Here is a 20,755-nt window from a genome sequence, read left to right on the forward strand (position 1 = left end):
GATACGCGACGTCGTCAGTCACATACCTGACTTTCTCATGCCGCCCGTTAATCGTTTCTCAACCGTCGGGCTCAGTCCTCTTTGTCGTCGACAGCGTATAATGCCTAGTCGTCGATATCCTCTACACCGAACCGGTTGTTCGCTGTCCGCGTGCTTTCGTGGAACTCGGCTAGATCGACACTATCTTCGGCAGCGCCAAGGGCCTCGATATCAGCAATTGATCCACCTGCGTCCTCGATATCGAAGTACTGGTGAACGACCGGCCAGAGCGCCCGCAGGACACTCTCCGCGGCCAGCGGCGAAATATCGAGATCTCGGGCTATCAGACGGTGGGTCACTTCGCCACGTTCGCGGGCGACCGTGTAGGTGAGCGCCGTTGCGAGGCCATCGACGCCGTGGCGATCAACGTACGTGTTGATGTCGTCATCAGTTTGGCGCCGGCCAACGGCATCGATTAGCGCCGGCGTAATCGTATATTTGCGGTCACCGGCAGCTGCAGTCACCGTCAGCTTGATTTTCAGAGCGACGTACCGTCGTGGCTGTTTATCATGGGTGACCTCAATGACGTCAGCGTTGACGAGCCGATTGACGTAGGTATATGCTGTCTCCTCCAGGAGTTCGAGATCGCCTTTGACTTCTTGGACGGTCGCCTCGCCTTCGCGAGCAAGATATGAATACAGCCGGGCAAGCTGTGGCTCCTCCAGCAGGTCCGCAACCAAGAGAAACTCGCGGATGATGTCTCTATTAGCTCGATTCGATGCGCGTGGCATAGCACTCTTGACCACTATTGTCACGGAACTCTAAACTGATTTGGGGTTACTCCACTGGCGTCGCGATAAGGTGCTCCTCGAGGTCGCACGGTCAGTACGTGGCTGGCCTACAGGGACTACAACGGACACAGAGTTGGATCGGGCCTTCGACCGAGTTCCACTCGGAACCGCGTGAGCCGGACGAGACGTCGTAGAAGGCGCAGGCAACAAGCGTCTGCTGCATCACTCGTCCTCCTCGTCGGTGTCGCGGGCGGCCGTCCAGCCCAGTGGAAGACGGTCAATTGGGTGGTTGAGTCGAAAGTGGTGCTACTCGGCTCGTGGACGAGGACTCAGTCCTCGGGAACGGGTGTAGCGACATCTGCGTCGACGAGTTCACTGACCAGGTTGTGAGCCGTCGCGTCGTCGATGTCTCCCGTTGCACAGCAGCGGAATCACGGTTCTGAGCAAGAAGTGTTTGTTCGAACTGTTCATAGTCGGCACTCGTATCGTCGAGGGGATCAAACATGGTGAATCTCGCCGGGCACGCGAGAGCGCGCCTCGCACCTCATGGCGCCGACAGACTCATCGTCGGTAGCAGGTGGGGTGGTGAAGCAGGCCCCAAGCTTCCGGAGTGTTAACCAACAATTTGAGATCACTTCGGGGTAATAGGCATCTCACCGAATTTCTTATACCGATTCACCCGGAGTACCATACTATGGGAAGTGGCTCATCAGAGGCGGTAATACTGCTGGTAGAAGACAACCCTGGCGATATTCGTCTCATCGAAGAAGCCTTCTCAGACGGTAACATCGGAAACACACTCACTACCGTCACTGATGGCCAAGCAGCACTCGACTTTATTTATCAACGCGGCGAGTACGAAGACGCTCCCCGACCAGACATTGTACTGCTTGACCTAAACCTGCCAAAAGTAGACGGTGAGGACGTTCTACACGAGATCAAACATCACCCAGAACTAGATCAGGTGCCAGTGATTGTCCTGACCGGGATGGATGAAGGCTTGATTGAATCCCGGGATCTCGATCATGATGCAGACGAAGATGCAGTGCTCGAAAAACCGGTTGATCCCGGCGAGTTCGTTGAGCTAATTCGGTCGTTCGAGCAGTTTCGGTTAGCAGTTATGCGAGTGGACTGACGAGAACAGCTTCTGTGGTAAGTCCTTGGCCTGTACTTCCCGTTTGTCAGGTAGTCACAGAGAGGGTATAGGAACGTTTCTCAGACACTCTGTGTTCCAGCGTATTACTGAACTCGAGTTCATGCTTGAACTCCACAGCAGTAGGGGACTGTCAATTGCGAGCTCCAGTTCAATGGGACTGTCACCACGTGCAGCCCCCGACGGGCTCCAGAGGTACCAAAACGACTGAAAACAACGGCTCTGGTGAAACCATCAACTGGTGATCGGTTTGGCACCCTCAGCGATAAGTGCAGACGAAGTAGATATCACCAGCCAGGTGAACGCTCGCTCCCATCCCACCGATGGTGTTTCGTTGTTAGTTGTCGAACTCTACATTTATCCGGTCTGATCCGACTTCTTGGCCTTGAGAACGGTATTTCGGAGGACACGGTCTAGTTACGCGATTTTGACGTAAAACGGTGTTTCAGCGGCCGTTATCCGCTTATGATGAGATCAGTGACCATCTCCTCTCGGGAGATGTGAACTGAAGCAGTCGAATTTTCGCCGCTCAGAGAACAGCGTCCCTTTGTATCATGTTCTATAGAGGTTTCACAGCCGGTATCGTCCCTTCATCGTTTTCACGTCTTGCGGTTTCCCTTATCTAGACAGTGCGGCAGATGGAGCTGGATACTCAATCGCATCAGCTCGTGCGGTGTCGCCTCGCGGTCCACAAAATCTAATTGAATGCCGCTACTAGAGCCGTTGAGGCGGATGAATTCTGGCAGGGACACCTAGAATTCTGACCCCCTCGCTTTTCAGACCGTATCTGCACAGTGCCCAGGTCTCCAACGGACTTAAACGGGTAACTCACCAACTATCAATATGTCATCGATCGATCTCACAGCGAGCCAGAAGAAGATTCTGCGTGCGCTGACGAACCTCCACAAGAAGTCCGAGGACACAGTCAAAGGTGAAGATATCGCTGAGCAGGTCGACCGTAATCCAGGGACGATTCGTAATCAGATGCAGAGTCTGAAGGCACTCCAACTAGTCGAGGGTGTTCCTGGACCGAAAGGGGGATACAAACCGACGGTGACAGCTTACGAGACTCTTGAAATCCAGCAGATGGATGAGCCCGCAACTGTTCCTCTCGAGCACGAGGGCAAGCACCTTGAGGACATTATCATTGAAGAGATCGACCTCTCGAGTGTCCACCATCCTGAACTGTGCCGAGCGGAAGTCCACATTCAGGGCTCGATCGACGCCTTTCACGAGGGTGATACGGTCACTGTCGGCCCGACTCCACTCTCAAAACTCACGGTTGAGGGCACCGTCGACGGCAAGGATGACACAAACAATATCCTCATTCTGAAGATCGACAATATGGTCACGCCGACCGAAGAATTGGCTCACTAAGAATCAGTCACTACAGTTCTGTCTAGAGAACAGGAACGCTTCTCGGCTTGAGGTCACTCTTCTACAATGGATTGTTCAAGTGTGAATCCGCACTCGAGATTGAGAACGAGCACCTTTTGCTCGCTTCCGTAGCAATCTGAATCGTAGTCCTGCAGTTTGGCGATCCCTTCCCGGAGTTCGCGTCCCTGGGTCGGTGAGATGTTTGCTGTTTCTTTGAGCGTACCTTCGGTCAGTTCTGTGCTCTCGATTGCACTGGTGATCACTACTGAACTAGACAGTATCTATCGATATTCTGTATAGCGTATTTTAAAATCTTCATACTCTAGTTAATAGATTGGTACGCTAATTAGATTACCTTTTGGCCAAGAAATAGGTACTCGTGGCTGTAGCGTCACCTCCAGACAGGTTCTCAGCGAGAAAAAGGCCTCACAGATATCGTGAACAGTCTGGAGACGCCATTCACATACAACTACAGAAGACAGCGAAGAACAGCGACATTACTCGATGTCAAGGCTGTATAGGCGCTTGCGGGCGTCCGAGAACGAAACTCGAGAGTCGACGACGTTCTCATCGTCGAGCCGATTCAGGCCGTAGCGAACCGTCCGGGCTGGCAGAAGCGTTTCGTCGGCGATCTGTTGCTGGGTCATTGTATCGTTGTACTCAAGGACTTTTGCGACGAGTTTGGCGCTCGGTGGCAGGTCGCGGATGTCGTCCCATGACCCCTTTTGAGTAGTTTTCTGATGCAGCGATTCTGACGTACCCATTCTATACACTCCATTTCAAATACAGTGCGATAATATTTTCTATCCTATTATATGCTTATCGGTTATATAGCGGGCGCAAGTTCATCTATCTGAAACCCCGTGAAGCAGGGCACTGCTAGATTGAGGCTGAACTCCAGATTGACGTAACGAGTTCTTCGGACGTACCGTTTTTGGAGTCTCTCGTCGATGGCATGGGGAATCTCACTGCTCTCGCACGAACCACGCTCAACGGCCATTTGGGCTACTCTGAACGGAACAACAATTCAATCTAGCAGTGCCACACGACCAAAACAATCAGATTGCTATGGAAATCTGGTATCTTCCTCACGTGATCTCGAGTGGACTGTCCATCGTGCGTGTTCCAGGTCGACTGTCCACCGGTCGCCAGCAGCAGCGGCCGCGGTGCGGTGCTGGGCGTTCGCCACAATCCTGCCCGTTCGGGCATCGGTCGCCAACCCGCTCGTTTCGCTCTTCGAACGTCTGCGGCCGATCCTCACGTCCCTCTTCGGCTCTGATCCACTGGATAGCTGCTGATTTCCCTGTCCGATTGTCGTGAGGACGCGCTGATCGACTCGGAATCTTCGATAGCGTCGGGATCGTCCGGGACTACGTCCACACCGAGTCCGGCCTCGACGAGAGCCAGATCGATATCGTCTTCTCGGACCTCGTCTGGATCTTCGAGTTTCGGGTGACTGCCCGAGAGCATTATCGCCGCGATCGTCTCGCGAAACCCTCGATCCTCCGCCGGGAGTACGTCACGACGACACGCGAGATCTTCGACCGCCTCGTCGAACCAGACGACTGCCCCGGGAACCCTCATTACTCACATCCTCCGTCTGTTGCCACTGCCTTGCGACCAGCCTCAAGCACCTCGAACTGGTCATCGACGTCCACGAGGTCATCGGGCTCGCCATCGCCCAGACCGAGTGTCTCGATCACAGTCTCGATCTCCTCATTGGTCACTCTCTTGACCGCCTCGCCAGATATCGTGTTCGTCTCGTCGATCTCACCAGGGTATTGCGCCCGTGCGACCTTGTTCTGAACGACGGTCTCGAGAGTGGGTTCGGGGACCTCCTCAACATCGACGTCTTCGAGTTCCTCGAGTGTCGACTCGAGCTACTCTTGGCCGCTCTCATCCGGGTTTCGGCACCTCGATCAGCCTTGCTCTCGGTCTCAGACTCGATCTCGATCGCGAGGTGTCCGATAATCTCGAGTGCGTGGTCGTTCGCAGTCTCAGCAGCCAGGACACGACGCTTGTCTACTCTCAGGGCATCGTCGTCCTCGTTGTACGAGAATCCCGGCGAATCGGCGATCTCGCGCATGTATCCCCTGCGTTGTTGTAGGCGAGTCCGTTGATTCCGACTGCCTCGTCCTTAGTGTACTGGTATCGCGCCACCATAGCCCACGGGGCAACGAACGGATCGCCGAGATCCTAGCCGACGAAGTGTTCGGCCAGCGTCGGCGTCTCATGCCCGCCTGAAGGGGGAAATCCGCGAACCCGCTGGAGAACCGGTCAGACTTCATTGTCGCCGGCCCGGTGTTCGGATCTTGCAATGGGGATATTCGTGCCAATCTTCTTCGTCAGTGTCAGCTTCGAACCAGAGTATGCTATTGAGTTGGCTCTGGGCTACTCTGTACGTTTCTCGTCTGCCTCCCTTTCCTCTCCGAAATTCACACGCGGTACGAACGGTCCGAAATCAGCAGTTCGAGAGGCAATCGAGGCAATTCGGAATGTATAGACCAACAAGACGATGAAGGGAAGGAAAACGAAAGTAACCACTCCACTGACAATAATCACAAGTAGCATTGGAACTCCAACGGTTTCGATGATCGTTGGATACACCATCATAAAGATTCCTCCACCAAGCAACGTTGGAAAGCCAACGATTAACAATAATTTTGAGAGATGTGCAAGTTCATACTGCATATACAGCGTCTTGAATGACTGACGAGCGATTGCAAGGTAACCGAGCAACTCAATAAGCTGATCAAGCGTCTCAAGGGCACTGTTCGAAAGTTCGTCAGCATAGCGCGTTCGAATCTTCCGGGCTGCATATAAGTGTGCACCATTGAAACGACCAAGTACTGCTGACAGCGCATCGAATGTACCGAAATCCGCGTCCTCGAGCGATTCGGAGACTAGTTCACCCTCAGTTGTAACTGCTTCAATAAAATCCTTAACGACGGCAGTACGACTTGGATTAGTCATTTGACTTGCCTCAACTTGTAACTGCTTGGTCCGAGCGACAACGGTATCGACGATAAGTTGCAGAAAATCGGCGGGTGCTGCCGGACTGACCGGGGTTTCAGTCACAGTTTCGACCTCGTGTCGAAAGGCGGTCATCTTTTCAAGTCTATCTTCGAGGTCACCCGGCCAACCGAGTTCCTGCGAGAGAACCAGCTGGTTGATTGCGAGGACAATTGTGATGAAGGGCAAGGTTCCGCCGACAATAGCTGCGACGAGCGTTGTGGCAGTATCTGGGTCGGTGACCGGGATATAACCTGCGAGTCCGATGCCAGCACACGTGATAAAAACGATGAGTGAGAACAGGCCCGTGATCATATACCGGCTCCCATCGAGCAATATCCACCGCTTGATCGGCGATTCTCGCAGCCGTTCGTGGACGAGATCACTTCGACTTACGTCCTCGTCAATCTGCTCGTCCGTATCGATACCGGACCCATCTGCACACATGTCGCTGATTTCTACACTGAAGCGGAAAAGTGTAGAGCCAGCACAAACTGCAATGACAACTCTGGATCATCTATTCGCCTTGCTTGTGAATTAATCATCCGAACAGAGTTTACTGTCTCTTATCACTAATGTACTCTGATCGCTTTTCCGAGGAAATAGCCGACGAGTGCCCAGAGAATATCGACTTCTATGCCGTGAACTGTGATGCCGACGACACTCCCGAGGAACCCTATCCCGAGTGCGAGATAGCGTACGGTAATCGATACTGATTGCATACTTTCTCCAAACACAGATAATGAGGTGGAAATTCGCCCGAACATCTTCGTTTAATAGACTACATTAAGAGATCGAATAGGATATCTCTCAGTGACAACGTATTTTATCGTTTTCCGCCTCTGAAAGATTGAACCATTCTACCAAACAAGCCACTTGGTTAACAACACGATGACCATAAGGAATACATGTTCACCGTCGACGACAAACCCGTAGTATAACGGACCGCGGTCCGACGTCGCGAAAGGAATATAGGTACAAACGTACGCGTTCATCGCGAGTACGACTAGATACCGACGCGAGAGTATGCCGGCTGCTATGAGGACGACGACTGCAGCGGCGACGACGACAGTGGCAATCAGAGAACTGATACGAGCCCACTCTGGACCGAAACGGTTGGGGACTGTCGGAATTCCCTCTGCGCGGTCACCCTCGATGTCTTTTATGTCGAAGATCACTGCGGCGATCGTGATCATAGTCGTGATATAGACGAACAGAAACAGGATCTCGAGTGATCGGAGTTGGCCGTAGTAGTATCCGACGCCCAGCGGTATCGCGCCCCAAGCAAGACCGACAACGAGATTTTTCACGAGAAACAGTTGTTTGACACCGCCAACAGAATACAGTAGGACGACCACGAGCGGTAGGAATAGGTACGCGGCCCCAGGAAGGCCGAACGTGATCGCAACGCCGACCGCGGCGATATAGAGCACAGTACCGGTAACTAGCCAGTAGCGACCGTACCGCTTCGTAAACGCTGCGCGCTGAGGGACGTTCTGCTTGTCTTCCTCAATGTCAGTGAATCGATTAACGGTATATACGAACATTGTAGCCGCGAAAACGATGAACAGTGGCAGCGGCTTGAGTGGTAGATTCGCGAGAAGGATCGTCGTGACGGCGACACTGACCGTTGCCAGTGAGATGAAAAGATTGCTGTGAACCAGGAAGCGAAGGACAGCGATTATCAACGATATCCAATCCGCTCTCCTTTGTGTTTTGGCAGGATTCTGCACGGGAAAGCCTTGCATACCCTATGAAGAGGCTGGCTTTGAATGCTGTGCTGGCCTCGCACGAGGTTAGGTGACAACCCCGTGTAGCTGGGATCAGTCGTGACCATCGCCCGACTTGTGACTAATCAGATTCTCATAACGATCATTACCCTTCGTTTTTGAACACACAGATAAATGAGCAGCGAATGGAATCATACCAACAGGATTAGACGAAGTACCTTTTACCATCCAAAACCCTGTTTCATGTAGAATCGAGGATGAAGAAGACAAAGGCGTTTCATCTACTCGCCAGCGCTGATCGTCAGCTTATACTCCACGAATTAGTTAACCGAGAAGGCGAGGCCTCTGTAGACGAACTTTCACAGCAAGTAGCCGCTCGGAGACATAGGATTTCGCCTGAAACGATTAGCAGCAACAAGATTGAGCGAGCGAAGGTGCGGTTAGTTCATACCCATCTCCGCCAGTTAGTAGGAATGAATATCATTAACGTGGATTGGAATGAGAAAACAGTAGCATTTAGCAATGATGAGGAGACAGATCGACTGTTTGAAGCCGCTGAGGAGTTAGAAAGTTGGCCTCCAGATGACTTTCTGGAATCTCCGTATCATAACTGAAAAGGTATGAATCGCAGCTATACTCGGTTCCTTCCTCTCTTAGTAGAAGGAGAATAACGAAGTCGATTGGATTACAGTGTGAGTGACCATTCGTGGCTACAATCTGTACACTCAAAGTCTGCTATTGTCTCTCCACTAGAGGTGTATTTGCTAATTTGTTCTCCCAGCCCATCATCGCATTTGGGACAACGAGCACTGAGCACTCTCTTAGAAATAGAAATTCCCGCCCTGTTATTTCTTTGGCAATCATTTTGGGTGGTTCATCTATCAATAACTCTCAGGCTACTCTACGATAACTATCTCACCTCTACTGAACGGCAACTGTGTGTGCATACTGACCGCTCGGAGTCAATCGATCTCGTCAAGAAAGTCGTCCAACGGTTCAGCGAGTTCGTCGAGCCAGTTTCCATCCTCGCCGGGAATGTGGCGGATGACAATCATGTCTTGCTCATCGACATTACGCGTCGTATCAAGGCGCTGGGTTTGGTGCCAGATTCCTGTGACTGTGATCTGTCCCTGTTCGGCATGGTGGTATCTTTCACCATCCTCAATAACCCGGTCAGAGACTGAATCCGGACACTGTTCGTTGTTATTCATTAAGGGTAGTATTGCCCCAGATATGTTCCCTCTCGTGCCTGCGAGAGATGGTCTTGTCCTGCTCTCAGGAGTAGTGAGCCATCACTATCTACCCAACCTAATAGTAACTGCGTGTGCTTACTGATCGAAATCCGCGATATTACCCAACTGAGATCTTCTCTCTTGGTAAGCGTGATACAACTAACTCGTCCTCCCGTGCGGCGACGAAATCGATTACCAGTCGCGGTTATTGCTACGTCATGAAAGGGGTGATTGACGCGATATGCTGGGCCACTGTTGCTACCCGGAGAATAAACGCTATCAGGAGCGCAAGAGGGATGAGACCAACCACAGCCGTCAGGAGAGCGAAAACGAGTAGCATTGGCATAGGGGCAGCCGCCGTGGGAAAGGTAGCGAGCTGGACGAGTAACGCGACTGGGAGAGAAATCGCCAGCACACCGACATACAGGAGTGAGCGAGAGAGCTGTGCGAGTTCCTCCTTCATGGACGCGGTCGTGAAGTACTGTCGAGCAATGTCGAGATTCTTCAAATCCGCGCTCAAGGAATCGAGCGTGGAGAGCAGCTGGTCATGCTCATCCCCCTCGTAAGCCGATTCAAGCTGATGACATTCATGAATGTGGGTCGCGTATTCGATACCGAGGAGGGGAACGATCACCGAAGAGAGCTTATCCGATCCTGACCCGAGTTCCTCGCTAATCAGGGCACATTCCTCTGGTAGCTCATCGATAAGATGGGTATCTGGTTCACTGCTCGAGTCAGGGAGAAAGTCCTCGAGCGAACCGGCGCGTTCTTGGGTCTGCTGAAGGAGCTGTTGCAGGAAGTCGACTGGATCGGTCGGTGGTGCCGGCTGGTCAAGTGCTGCCTGCCGATAGTCGTCTGATTGGTCGATCTCGTCTCGGAGCGACCCCGGCGACTCTAGTTCCTGGGAGAGAATCACTTGGTTGATCGCGACCACAAGGGTGATGAGTGTGATATTCCCCCCGATCAATGCGCTCGCGATATAGATCACCGGCGTGAGATTGCGGATGGCGAACTGTGAGAAGAGAGGGATAAGCACCACCACAGTCATGGTGAAGAGTATCCCAGTGGCGACACTGAACCGATCCCCTGAGAGGAGCAGCCATCGACTGACTCGGTCGTCCATTCGTTGATTGGTACTTCGCCGGTCAGCCGGAAAAGGTGTGGTGCCTCTCTCCACCTTCTCTCTGTATCGGATTTGATTCTTCGATTACATCCGATCTTTGTCCTCCCTGTACTGATCTCCCTACTGTGTCGGAGTGAGAAGGAAGGCGACGTACCACCTGTACTAGCTGATCGGCTAGCAGTGGCTGCTCCTCTATGAATGCTCAATAGGAGTGCGCACTGTTCGATGTTCACCAGTACATGACACTCAGATTGTGCCGTTACCATAACTGCTTATGGAGCGAGGAGTTGTCTCTTCTCTATGACCGATTCGAGTAGCGACGAGTTCGACCCAACAGCATCAGACCAACGGGAGATCGGCCGCGAAATGGTTGACGACAGTACGGGACTCGGTTCGGTGATGGCCCACGCCTATCGGGGAGAGATAGACCGAGTGGGGACGTGGCGGCAGCGCCTTGACGAGACGACGACGTGGGCGGTGACGCTGATGGCAGCAATCTTGACGTGGGGGTTTTCGAGTACCGATAACCCACACTATCTCTTGCTGATTGGAATCGTTGTCGTCACCATCTTTCTGGGCATCGAAGTACGGCGGTACCGGGACTACGATGTCTTTCGCTCTCGTGCTCGAGTCATCCAGGAAACCTGTTCGCAAACGCCCTTGATCCGTCCCAAGGCACTGAAAGCCACGACTGGCGAGCGGAACTGAGCAGGGACTATCGCAGGCCAACGTTGAAAGTCTCGGTATACGAAGCACTCGCAAACCGGCTCCGGTGTGTGTACCTTGCGCTGCTCAGTGTCCTCTTGGTCGCATGGGTCTTCAGGATTACAGCGTTCGCGCCGCGCCAAGACTGGCTGACAACCGCTGGAATCGCCAGTATCCCCGGGAGTGCTGTGGTTGCCGTTGTGGGTGTGTTCTACGTCGTACTGTTGGGCGTCACCTTCTGGCCCCACGAGCGCCATGCCAAGGGTGAATTCCGTGAAGGGGAACCGGACGACTGGAAAGGGACAGACTTTTGACATCCCTCTCCGCCTGAAGGCGGAGGATCTAGTTCCCGGACTACGCCACCTATCCTGTGTCTGCCAGACCTGGTGTTTCTTCATCGTCAGCGAGTCGCCGTATACTGCGTACCCATCCATATTGAACAGGCGCAGGTTGAGCGCGGCCATCTTGGCGCACGTCGAATCCCTGTTTGGCCGTAGAAGATAGCCTCCACGTCCTCCGGGATGTGCTTGGTAGCGGCAAGGAGGAGTGACCGGCCGCCAGATCCCCGTCACATCCGCGACCGGAACCGGACGTCGGAGCGGTAACTGATCATTTTCCGACCCGACGGCACGAGGAGCGTCGTCGAGCCGCTCGAACCGATTCCGTCGCTCGCAGGCGTTCGGAATCGGCGGACCGAGCGCGCTCGAGACTATTCCTCGTCGCGGATGTCTCTGTAACTGATCGTTGCCGCTCTCGTACTGTGGATAGGTGCTGCATTCTCTTTGCAGTCAGTCCTCCGCACTTGAGTGAGGACTCACGATGACACGACTCACTCGCAGACGGTTGATCGCACTGAGCGGTACGGTCGGCCTCGCGACGTTGGCAGGGTGTGGCGACGACAGCGTTGACGAGGGACCGGGGCCGCAGGCGCCGGAAGACGAGGAGTCGGAGACGCCGGACGACGACGCCAACGATACCGAAGGCGCGTTTCAGGACGGCGAGAATGAGACCGACGGTGGGAACGAGACTGATGGAAACGAAACCGACGGTGGGAACGAGACTGACGGCGGGAATGAGACCAATGACGGGAATGACACCGAGGGCGGGAACGATACCGACGGATAACGCCTTGCCGTAGCGTCCCGTTCCGTCTCAGAGAATGCGGAAACGCCGCTCCGCCGCTCTTGACAGCGGATGTGGCGACCGCAGCGGGAGCGGCTGGTCTCGAATCGGACGCGCGACTCCGTAGCGAACGCAGGGCGTGGACTTTTCGCTGCGAGGGGGTCAACTGGTGTATAGATCTCCGTCTCTGTATGGCCCATCACCGTCCCCGTCTGACAGTCGGCCGCCGAGCGGACGCTGAGGACGTCGATGATTGCACGGACTCGACCACCCCACGCCATATTACCGACCGAACATGACACGAGCCCTGACGCGACGACAGTATCTGACCGCGAGCGCCGTGACCGGCATCGCCGCCTTCGCCGGCTGTATCGATAACTCCGACGGGGCCGACGAGCCCGACGAGAACGAAACTGACGATGAACGGGTCGAAAACATCGATTACACGAACCCGAACGGTGAACTCGCGTTCGTCAGACCGGAAGACGAGACCGAGGTCTCGAACCCCGTCGTGGTCGAAATGGAGGTCGAGAACTTCGAACTGCGTCCGCCGGGTGAGGACACGGTCCCCGAGAGCGGAACTGGACACCTCCACGTGCTCGTCGACGAGGGCTGCGTCGAGCCGGGATACGTGATCCCTCAGGAGGACGGCTATTATCACCTCTCAGACGGTGGGAGCGAGATCGAAATCGAACTCGAGCCGGGGGAGCACGACCTCTGTGCGCAGGCGGGCGACGACATACACAACGCCTACGACATGACTGACGAGATCTCGATCACGGTCGCCGAGGACGACGGTGGAGGGAACGCGACCGAGAGCGGGAACGAAAGCGGAGACGGAAACGAAACGGACTCCGAGAGCGGAGCTGGAAACGAATCCGACGGCGACTCGAGCGACGACTAATCGCGTTTTTTAGCCCCGTTCTTCTGGCCGCGGTACAGCCGTTGACGGCTGCTAGCGCCGATAAAAAGACGCTGGAGGGGACGAGTTAGCCGTGATTCCTATCGCTTCGATCTGTTCCTGGTACCGATTCCGGATGGTCACTTCCGTGACCTGCGCGACGTCGGCGATCTCTCGCTGGATATTCAATGGATTTGATACTGGGCAGGACGGTACCTCTTCGGCAGACGGCCGTCGATCTACCGACCGTTTGACCGATCGCGGTCAGAGCGGGCATCGAATCACTTCACCCGGCGGCGAGCATGAGGAGGACCGCTCCGCCGGACGTCGAGAAGCAGTTGACCCGTCTCGAGACGGTCTGCACCGTGTTTCGATATAATTTCACTCGCTAGACCAAATCGCCCCCCGTCCCACGATCGTGCGTCCGATCAGCCTGTTAGTTCTTGGATTCAGACCGAAGTCGTCGCCTGAAGAACCCAATAAGTTTGCCGACGTAGCTGGTCCCCCAGATCGCGATGATCACTGCGCCGACTGCGTTAAATACGAAGTCAGTAACGATATCGTCGATTCCGTAGACAGTGACCACTACACCGCCGAGAGCGAACTCAAGCACCTCCCAGATGACGCCGATTGCGAGGACGAAGACGACAATAAACATGGAGCGAAAGGTCGACGGGACATTCATCTCGTCGGAGTGGAGTTCGAACGCTCGGAAAGCCGCATACCCTAGTCCTGCGATGACTGACGCCGAGACGGTATGGGCGATCTCGTCGTACCACTGGTATGCTTCGTAGAGCCAGAGTGATCCCACCGTGTGGAGGATCACGGCGGTGGTGATCCAGAGGACTAGTCCGGCATCCATCGAGTACCCGTACTCCAAACGCAACCACGCCGGCAGGAGCGTTATCCCGAGGGCCAATCCCGTCGTTCCAGAGATCCCGAACTGAAACGTCACTACCCGTAGCCGAAGAGCATGACAAGTCCCAGTTACAGACCTCGAACGATACGGCGCTCCTGTGTATCCGTCAGCCCCAGCGCGTCTCCGACCGTCATGGTGATTCCGCTCCATTCGCGGCTCGAGCGTTCCCAATGTGTAGCGGAGTTCGTCCGGTCGGAGCTCTCGGCTGTTGTCTTCGCTGGCGAGTTGGTGGAGTGCTCGAGCAGCAGCGTACGGCGAGCTAACTACCGCCTGGAGTAGCGAGATGCTGTCTCGAGTCGGTCGGAGGTTCTTGGCCTGCAGGATCCGCGTTGCAACCGCTGCGTAGCTTGTTCGATCGACCGTCGAGAGGGAGACGTGGACAGCGAATTCGGGAGCGTCCTCAGCGACCGCTGCTGGCCTCTCGAGCGATTGCTCCAGAGATGGGTGAAGTCATGGACATCCTCCCGATGAACGACCACGGAGCCGATGAGCGTCCCTAACGGGCCATCTGCATCAACAGTCGGTGAGAGTGCGGTGCGACGCTTTTCCTCGCGAGACTCGAACAGTTGTCGGTAGGAGGCAAACACACCGTATTTCCCCTGAATCGCGGCCGAAATACTGATCGAGGTTGCAAGCTCGTCTAGCGAATCGGTCTCGAGTCCCGACGGGACGCGAAGCTCTCGAATGATATCGATTTCGAGGGCATCGAACAGATGGATGATCGAGCCAGTAAGACCGTGAGCCGACCGCATAATCTCGCTGCGGAAGCGGTCGCGATCCTCGTACTCGCCGGCTGCGAGTTTCGCAGTAAGATCCTCGAGTCAGTGCCCCACTCGATGAACGCTTCGCGGAGTGTCTTAGGATCGTCGAGTGCTTCGTCGGAAAGGGCGCCGATACAGCGAGCATCTCGCACGATTGCTGGCGGGTCTTCCAGTGACTCGAGACGGTTGTCGGTGAGCGCTCGGTTGAGCAACCGCGGTGAGGCTAACGCCGTCGCGAGACTCACCACATACTGCAGGGGCCCACTTGCCCGAACGGCAACGACGGCTTCCTCGCGATCAGCGTCGAAATTCACGTATCGAGTATGGTCAGGACCGTCCGATACCTCGCACCTGGAGGACAACGACTTTGCCGAGGACAACCCAGGCGGGGGCGCTCCGATCGGTAACGGTACCTAACTGCGCCGATGCTCTGGTCAGTGTTCGCTTGAACCTACTCAGTGCGCCGGCAGTCTTTTTCGGTGCAGAAAATCAGGATGAGTTTTCAAGCAGTGCAATTCCTTGTTCAACTACTGCATCCGTAATAAATAGACTTGTTTCTGTTTGTAGTGTACGCATTAGCTCGGCTGCTTTTGGTTTTGTGAGTTGGTCACGATGGTATGCAAGGACGATAACACCGATCGAACCGTGCACTTCGATACTGAGATCGTTAGCAGCATCTCTTGCTTCAAGGTCATCAGTCAACAGAACAGCTGAGCGTTCAGTTGCAACCGCGAGAGCGGCGGTTTCGCCGGGATCAAGGTCCACTGTGAGTTCAGTCGTATCAGCCTCGACGATTTCGTACTCGAGATTGCTGAGTGCAGGAGGAACCGTACCTGCCTTGAGTTCCTTGTACACAGTCTGGGGAATGAGCAATCCATCGACTGCTGACAGCAAGTTAATCGCACCAATTTCGTCAAGATGAATGAGTGGGCCTGTATCAGCGACCGCAACGATCACGCACTAAGACCCCACTGAACATCGTCTTCAACTACCTCTAGTTCGCGTTCTGCACGCTTGACGCGATCTCTCCCAACGAGGTCAATTGCCGTTTCCCGATCGATTTCGTCATTCACATACCGCGAGAGAACCAGATCGATCCAGAGATCTTCGACACCGCGTTCCAGTGCCTGTTCAAGGATTTCTGATTCGGCGACATCTCGTGCTTCTGCGATCTCTTGGACACGTTCGGTGAGATCGGTGGCCATATCTACATAATGAGTTCGGGAGGACTTAAACGTCTCTGGAGAGTCTCCGATAACGGATCGTGGGTGGACTATTCACTCTTTGGCCGAGTACGAAGACTCACTTCCTCCAAGAGCGCCGTTGCTGTCTCGATATGTTCTCTGTCTGCATCAGTCAGCTGATCACCCTCGAGATCATTGAATTGGCTGAGTGCCGATACAGTCTGTATCCTGGTGTATTGCGTGGGTCCATTGAATGCGCCTCAGCCGGTCACGGCGCAGACAAACAGAACGCGACAGCACGGGCGACCGTTCTGTTAACCAACAGACACTGTCTCATTGCCCATCTGTTGGTTAAGACATGACGCGTAGCACCTCATTCTGGGTTCGGCCCATGAGGCGTTGCGGCCGGCAAAGCGCCGGGCACGGTCAAATAGGTGAAGCCGTGGAGAGCGGCAGCGACGGGCAGAAGAGGAGATTGCCGAACTGTACGAGCAATTGGAAACGTGTCGGGCCGGTTTCTGCAGCGGAAGCAGAATTTCGAGGATAACCGCTATGAACAGCGCCACGAGAGGGGGTAAATAGCTTCGACTACCGAATCAAGATCATCCGGAAAACATATCGATCTGAAGAGTTGTCCATGGCGAAGGCTAAGATTCTGGGCGATCCCCCTGCAAATCCCGCGCAGTCGCATATGGGGCATGTGGCTGGCTGACGCCGTCACTGTATTCGACCAGTCCGTCGCACCAGAGGCAGACGCTAAACGAGAGTGGATTCCCCAACGAATCATAACTTGACCGGAAGATGGGTGTCTCCTCGTGGCAGTGGGGGCAGGAGAGCAGCTCGGCACCCCGGTCCAGCATCTGTTTCCCGACCCCGTGGTTGAGCTTGTACCACCGGACCACGTTTTGAACGAGCCCCATGAGCCATCACTAGATATAGGTCGTACTCATCCGTAGGTCTTTGGTCAGCGTTACCAATTAACGCGGGCCTGTTGCAAATAAACGGCAGAATTTGCTATCACTACCCTACTTGCAGAGGTAGAAAAGAGACTGTGGTCACCGTTGTACGCCAACTAATTCAGGCATTCTGGAACCAGCAAGAGACCGGTAGTGAAAGATCTCAGATACGATCGCAGTTACTGTGGCGGTCACGTGGTCACCAACCTGCACTGGGTGGTAGAAGGCCAGATCCTGTGAGAGATAGATTGTCAGATCGGGGAGGCAAGCAAGTGCAGCGCTGATAAGTCTGACATCAGTGTTCCGTGGACGATGCGCCTGCCAAATCGTGTCGTTCGGCGTACTCATCGTTGAGATGGAGGCGGTTGGTGTCACCAATTACACAATTGATATCCTCCCGCGCCTAAAGACGCGGGAATCCACGAAGTGGATATTCTCGTTGCGCGTTTCCTCGGGGTTCAAGTACGCTTTCGCGTGCCCCTTCAACGGTAGCCGTCCAGTTGTAACCAAGGACGTGCGTTCCAGCACGTGTAGCCCTGTCAATGGGGCCTTCCTCCCCGCATACAGCGGGCGTCAACGACGGCGGGTTCTTCAGCCCACGAGGGAGCACGGTTCGCGTCAGCCGAACTGCTACGCCGTGCATGGGTCTTATACGTGATAAACTGTTGGAGTTGGTGGAAATGCCACGAGTGAACGCCTGACCACGAACTGTTCTCGCGGATACCTTCGATGTCTCCCATCCTGATGACGGGATTCTCGAATTGTTCCGCGAACGTGATGAGGCGACGGGAGAGTTTGTGGTTTAAGTCCGTGATTCGACGCTGTTCTTTGTGACCACACGGTTGCGTGCGCGAAGCGCACCCGCTTCTGACAGCGACTCGCGTAGGGAATGATATTTCCGTCGAACATGCTTCACCTCATCACCCGACACCAGCATTGACTCGTCCTCACCATAGGCCGGCACCGCGAGAATGTGGCGTTCACCAATATCGACGCCGATCTCGGTGGACTGATTAGATTCTCGGAGGAAACACGAAATGATTTCGGTAGGGAGAATTTGATCAAGCTGCTTGACAGGGCCTTAAAGATCCCATGCATAGCTCTGGCCAATAGCTATGCTATATACTAGCACACTTTTGATTGACCTGCTCTCGGACCGGTCCCATGGCCCCCGAAGGTAGGTCTACGATCCGTAATGGGCACCCGGAAGGGTAGGAGCAGACCCACAATACCCTTTCAAGGAATCCACTATCCAGAGGATGGGGGTACCGATCGACTAACCAAGTTCACCAACGGAGTCTCTCGAAGCAGAAGGCCCAGGTCGAGATCATCACACGCGTAAAGTGGTTCTTGACTGGGATGCCAGCCGAGGACGGAGTAACTATGCCCGAATGTGAAGAGTGCGGAGGGTTCGTCACTCAAGACTTTATCCGAGTGTTCGGCAGTGGCGGCGAGGTACACGGCTGTCCCCACTGCATGACCAATCGAGAATTGGGTGACGGTGAGGCAACCTCGAGGACCGAGTGACCGACGAACCGGTATATGCCGCTGCCAGACATACCCGCACCAGACCTCGCCCAACACACGGTCTGACCCGTGCTCGCGAGATCACCGAACAGCCACTCTCCCATCTCCCGGACGACGTGACGCAATGCACGTTCTGCTCCGGCGAGTACCAACCCCGTTTGACCCGTGGCTGGGAGAAGCAAGACCCGCCCGAATCCCGGTCCTACGATGTGGCTGCGGGAGGTTCGTGACTGGGAAGGCAAATAAGATTCTCTCGACCCAGACTGAGTTTCGTTATCTCTCCCTCTTCTTCCAGATCCGACAACAGACGACTGACCTTGGCTTTCGACCAGTCGACCGCGTCAACGATCTCGGACTGTTTCATCTGCCCCCCGTTTTCCTGAAGCAGCCTGTGAACCTGCTCCCGATCAGTGCCGATCGCTGTTTGGCTATGTGATGAGTCGACAGCAGCCGTGTCACCCCGGTTGAACCGATTCCAGACCACAAAAAGGACGCTAAGCATCGTGAGAGCACCAAGTCCGAGTACCGCAACAAGATCGGCTGCAATCCACGCGAGACCTGATATGCTGTCGGTCACTCCAAATATCTCCCATACAGCATATATATTATTCATTCAAGCCGTCCTCCGTGTGATTTGGTATTCAGGTTCCGTGTTTTCGCCGCGTACACGCCGTCACACTCTCACTCCGGGCCTACTACCGATTCACCGGGATCGGAATCTATGGTAACATATCATATATAACTATAATTACCTAAATAGAACTGAGTATCATCTACAGCGGTGTATTCTGGAGATACTCGTCCAGTCTCTACCTCGAAAGAGGAGACCGATCGCGGGAACCGACAACTGAAGGAGCCGGCTTCGGGAAGCCCGGAACCTCAAACCACTATACTGTCCAGTGGTCACAATGTTCCATCGAAGAGTAAATTAAAGAAAATATACTGTTCCTCGGAAGACAGATATTCCGGCACTTGTCCCTGCTACCCTCACCTTCTGACCGAAGCAAGTCTGAAACGAACTCACCACGCCCACATCACCAGTAGCCAGCGCTGGTGCGGCCGGATGAACGGGCACCCGATCTGGCGGACTATCGGTGCCGGTTCGCAGCGCCGCACCCCTTTCTACTCTCATTCCAAGCGTCCAGCGAGGCCGGCACCCCACCGCGGGTGTACTCGCCTCACTCCTCCAGCCTTATCTAAACACCACCGTGCCAGACGGTGAAGGCTTGGAGCCACGATTCTGCTGTTAACGGTTGTGCGTGACTGAAACAGTTTGAGAACGAAGAGGTACGTCGTTTTATCTCACGAAAGATACGTTTAGCAGCGTTCCGATTTCCATGTTTTTCGTATCGAAATCGGAGCCCAGATCGACGGAGTGCGGTCTGGAGATGTTTTGCTCCATCGACGAGAAACACGGCATCATTGAGGTCATGTTTCTCAGTGAGTTCCTGCAGGAACCGTTCTGTCAACGCAGTCGTAGTCGTCGAATGTAGCCGGATATGGTGGATTTTGTTCGTTTCCGGACGCTCTGTTGAAATCTCATTCTTCAGATATGCTCTTGCCTGAAATAGCCGATTAATGAGAGCTGCGAACAGAACACACCTACCACAGAATTTTGGTCATTCACCGCACTACGTTCGGTATGCTCCCTGAAACCCTCGAAACGGACGCTCTTGTCCTCAACCAGTTCTGCGAGGAACAGGTAGATGTCTTCGACTTGTATAATCTCTTTTCTGAGGGCGGTGAGAGCGCAGAAGACGTGTTTGAGTACGTCCCTCAAGAGCCATACACGTCAGTGAAGGAGGCCCGTGACCAACTTGTCGAGGCAGAAACTTCGTGGGATGAGGCTGAATCCGCGCAATATGCAGTCTATACAGCCGATGGTGCGCTCGCAGGCTATACAGGGCTATTTCTGGAGTGGGAACGCCGGACAGCAAGGATTGGATTCACTCTCGGCAAGCAGTATTGGGGGTACGGCTATGCGGGCGAGTGTGCGACAGCATTGACCGACCTTGCGCTCGACTATCTTGACCTTGAAGTGGTAGCAATCGACCATGCAGAAGGTAATGAGCGGTCGAAACGCGCCATCGAGAAGTTCATTGATACCATGGGTGGGCAGTATGATGGCATCTTACGAAACTGGATGTCAATCGGTGACGAGATTGCTGACCATCACCGCTATACTATCACACGAGAGCAGTACCGGCAAATGAGACACGATAAGTAGAAACCCTGTATTGACCGCTCAGAGTGATCGGTCTACATTATGAATGAGACAGGCGA

21 protein-coding genes and 6 pseudogenes are annotated in these 20,755 nt (G+C 54.4%); 8 read left to right on the plus strand and 19 right to left on the minus strand.

Annotated elements, in window-relative coordinates; genetic code table 11:
- Positions 1 to 104 precede the first annotated feature (104 nt).
- The gene (locus tag HTUR_RS22135; protein ID WP_012945578.1) at positions 105 to 770 is read right to left on the minus strand and encodes a DUF7437 domain-containing protein; all 666 of its coding nucleotides are present in this window, start codon (positions 768 to 770) and stop codon (positions 105 to 107) included.
- 222 nt (positions 771 to 992) lie between these two features.
- Positions 993 to 1,275, minus strand: a pseudogene (locus tag HTUR_RS28155) (hypothetical protein).
- A gap of 189 nt (positions 1,276 to 1,464) precedes the next feature.
- On the opposite strand from HTUR_RS28155, the gene HTUR_RS22140 reads away from it, so the two are divergent.
- Positions 1,465 to 1,905, plus strand: coding sequence for a response regulator (locus HTUR_RS22140; protein ID WP_012945579.1), 441 nt, complete (start codon positions 1,465 to 1,467; stop codon positions 1,903 to 1,905).
- Between the two features lie 653 nt (positions 1,906 to 2,558).
- Here the strand turns inward: HTUR_RS22140 and HTUR_RS28160 are convergent.
- Positions 2,559 to 2,669 (minus strand): annotated as a pseudogene (locus HTUR_RS28160) (IS6 family transposase); the annotation flags it as partial.
- Between the two features lie 97 nt (positions 2,670 to 2,766).
- Between HTUR_RS28160 and HTUR_RS22145 the strand changes: the two are divergent.
- Positions 2,767 to 3,300: an Rrf2 family transcriptional regulator gene (locus HTUR_RS22145; protein WP_012945580.1), complete on the plus strand. Its 534-nt coding sequence runs from the start codon at positions 2,767 to 2,769 to the stop codon at positions 3,298 to 3,300.
- 53 nt (positions 3,301 to 3,353) lie between these two features.
- On the opposite strand, the gene HTUR_RS22150 is transcribed toward HTUR_RS22145, so the two are convergent.
- From HTUR_RS22150 to HTUR_RS22175, 7 genes are all read right to left on the minus strand, one after another.
- Positions 3,354 to 3,563 carry a hypothetical protein gene (locus tag HTUR_RS22150; RefSeq protein WP_012945581.1) on the minus strand — a complete coding sequence of 70 codons (210 nt, stop codon included), beginning with the start codon at positions 3,561 to 3,563 and terminating at the stop codon, positions 3,354 to 3,356.
- A gap of 234 nt (positions 3,564 to 3,797) precedes the next feature.
- Positions 3,798 to 4,064, minus strand: a complete 267-nt coding sequence (locus tag HTUR_RS22155; RefSeq protein WP_012945582.1) for a MarR family transcriptional regulator — start codon at positions 4,062 to 4,064, stop codon at positions 3,798 to 3,800.
- A 493-nt stretch (positions 4,065 to 4,557) separates the two neighbouring features.
- Complete coding sequence (locus tag HTUR_RS22160) at positions 4,558 to 4,884, minus strand: hypothetical protein (protein ID WP_012945583.1); 327 nt, start codon at positions 4,882 to 4,884, stop codon at positions 4,558 to 4,560.
- Entirely contained in the window at positions 4,884 to 5,027 is a 144-nt protein-coding gene (locus tag HTUR_RS27650; RefSeq protein WP_187291512.1) for a hypothetical protein, read from the minus strand. Before HTUR_RS27650 ends, HTUR_RS22160 begins: the two co-directional genes overlap by 1 nt.
- Positions 5,024 to 5,386 carry a hypothetical protein gene (locus HTUR_RS22165; protein ID WP_049942040.1) on the minus strand — a complete coding sequence of 121 codons (363 nt, stop codon included), beginning with the start codon at positions 5,384 to 5,386 and terminating at the stop codon, positions 5,024 to 5,026. The genes HTUR_RS27650 and HTUR_RS22165 overlap by 4 nt, the downstream gene beginning before the upstream one ends.
- Before the next feature lie 305 nt (positions 5,387 to 5,691).
- Entirely contained in the window at positions 5,692 to 6,759 is a 1,068-nt protein-coding gene (locus tag HTUR_RS22170) for a hypothetical protein (protein WP_012945584.1), read from the minus strand.
- Positions 6,760 to 7,172: 413 nt separating this feature from the next.
- The gene (locus HTUR_RS22175; RefSeq protein WP_012945586.1) at positions 7,173 to 8,060 is read right to left on the minus strand and encodes a UbiA family prenyltransferase; all 888 of its coding nucleotides are present in this window, start codon (positions 8,058 to 8,060) and stop codon (positions 7,173 to 7,175) included.
- Between the two features lie 239 nt (positions 8,061 to 8,299).
- Here HTUR_RS22175 and HTUR_RS25930 point away from each other — a divergent pair, with 239 nt between their 5' ends.
- Positions 8,300 to 8,656 carry a DUF7344 domain-containing protein gene (locus HTUR_RS25930; RefSeq protein ID WP_012945587.1) on the plus strand — a complete coding sequence of 119 codons (357 nt, stop codon included), beginning with the start codon at positions 8,300 to 8,302 and terminating at the stop codon, positions 8,654 to 8,656.
- Positions 8,657 to 9,004: 348 nt separating this feature from the next.
- Here HTUR_RS25930 and HTUR_RS25935 read toward each other — a convergent pair whose 3' ends face one another.
- Positions 9,005 to 9,253 carry a hypothetical protein gene (locus tag HTUR_RS25935; RefSeq protein ID WP_012945588.1) on the minus strand — a complete coding sequence of 83 codons (249 nt, stop codon included), beginning with the start codon at positions 9,251 to 9,253 and terminating at the stop codon, positions 9,005 to 9,007.
- Between the two features lie 232 nt (positions 9,254 to 9,485).
- Positions 9,486 to 10,397, minus strand: a complete 912-nt coding sequence (locus tag HTUR_RS22185) for a hypothetical protein (RefSeq protein WP_012945589.1) — start codon at positions 10,395 to 10,397, stop codon at positions 9,486 to 9,488.
- 300 nt (positions 10,398 to 10,697) lie between these two features.
- On the opposite strand from HTUR_RS22185, the pseudogene HTUR_RS22190 reads away from it, so the two are divergent.
- From HTUR_RS22190 to HTUR_RS22200, 3 genes and pseudogenes are all read left to right on the plus strand, one after another.
- Positions 10,698 to 11,416: pseudogene (locus HTUR_RS22190) on the plus strand (DUF2270 domain-containing protein).
- 505 nt (positions 11,417 to 11,921) lie between these two features.
- Positions 11,922 to 12,227 (plus strand): hypothetical protein, encoded by a 306-nt coding sequence (locus HTUR_RS22195; RefSeq protein WP_012945590.1) that lies wholly within the window; start codon positions 11,922 to 11,924, stop codon positions 12,225 to 12,227.
- A gap of 292 nt (positions 12,228 to 12,519) precedes the next feature.
- Positions 12,520 to 13,128, plus strand: a complete 609-nt coding sequence (locus HTUR_RS22200) for a DUF4399 domain-containing protein (protein WP_012945591.1) — start codon at positions 12,520 to 12,522, stop codon at positions 13,126 to 13,128.
- A 433-nt stretch (positions 13,129 to 13,561) separates the two neighbouring features.
- On the opposite strand, the gene HTUR_RS22205 is transcribed toward HTUR_RS22200, so the two are convergent.
- The 5 genes and pseudogenes from HTUR_RS22205 to HTUR_RS25955 all read right to left on the minus strand — a co-directional run.
- A complete protein-coding gene (locus HTUR_RS22205; RefSeq protein WP_012945592.1) occupies positions 13,562 to 14,080 on the minus strand; it encodes a hypothetical protein in 519 nt (172 codons plus the stop codon).
- Positions 14,081 to 15,294: 1,214 nt separating this feature from the next.
- Positions 15,295 to 15,762, minus strand: a complete 468-nt coding sequence (locus HTUR_RS25945) for a nucleic acid-binding protein (protein WP_081443518.1) — start codon at positions 15,760 to 15,762, stop codon at positions 15,295 to 15,297.
- Complete coding sequence (locus HTUR_RS22210; RefSeq protein WP_012945594.1) at positions 15,759 to 16,010, minus strand: hypothetical protein; 252 nt, start codon at positions 16,008 to 16,010, stop codon at positions 15,759 to 15,761. The genes HTUR_RS25945 and HTUR_RS22210 overlap by 4 nt, the downstream gene beginning before the upstream one ends.
- Before the next feature lie 1,121 nt (positions 16,011 to 17,131).
- Positions 17,132 to 17,321, minus strand: a pseudogene (locus HTUR_RS28165) (MaoC/PaaZ C-terminal domain-containing protein); the annotation flags it as partial.
- A gap of 271 nt (positions 17,322 to 17,592) precedes the next feature.
- Positions 17,593 to 17,951: pseudogene (locus tag HTUR_RS25955) on the minus strand (IS200/IS605 family accessory protein TnpB-related protein); the annotation flags it as partial.
- Between the two features lie 377 nt (positions 17,952 to 18,328).
- Here HTUR_RS25955 and HTUR_RS28835 point away from each other — a divergent pair.
- Positions 18,329 to 18,472, plus strand: coding sequence for a DUF7563 family protein (locus HTUR_RS28835; protein WP_012945596.1), 144 nt, complete (start codon positions 18,329 to 18,331; stop codon positions 18,470 to 18,472).
- 202 nt (positions 18,473 to 18,674) lie between these two features.
- Here the strand turns inward: HTUR_RS28835 and HTUR_RS25960 are convergent, their stop codons facing one another.
- On the minus strand, positions 18,675 to 19,085 hold the full coding sequence (locus tag HTUR_RS25960) for a helix-turn-helix transcriptional regulator (protein WP_081443519.1): 411 nt from the start codon (positions 19,083 to 19,085) through the stop codon (positions 18,675 to 18,677).
- A gap of 583 nt (positions 19,086 to 19,668) precedes the next feature.
- Positions 19,669 to 19,995: pseudogene (locus tag HTUR_RS25965) on the minus strand (IS6 family transposase); the annotation flags it as partial.
- Positions 19,996 to 20,114: 119 nt separating this feature from the next.
- Between HTUR_RS25965 and HTUR_RS22225 the strand changes: the two are divergent.
- Complete coding sequence (locus HTUR_RS22225) at positions 20,115 to 20,699, plus strand: GNAT family N-acetyltransferase (RefSeq protein ID WP_012945597.1); 585 nt, start codon at positions 20,115 to 20,117, stop codon at positions 20,697 to 20,699.
- Positions 20,700 to 20,755 lie beyond the last annotated feature (56 nt).

The organism is Haloterrigena turkmenica DSM 5511, from assembly GCF_000025325.1.
Lineage (GTDB): Archaea > Halobacteriota > Halobacteria > Halobacteriales > Natrialbaceae > Haloterrigena > Haloterrigena turkmenica.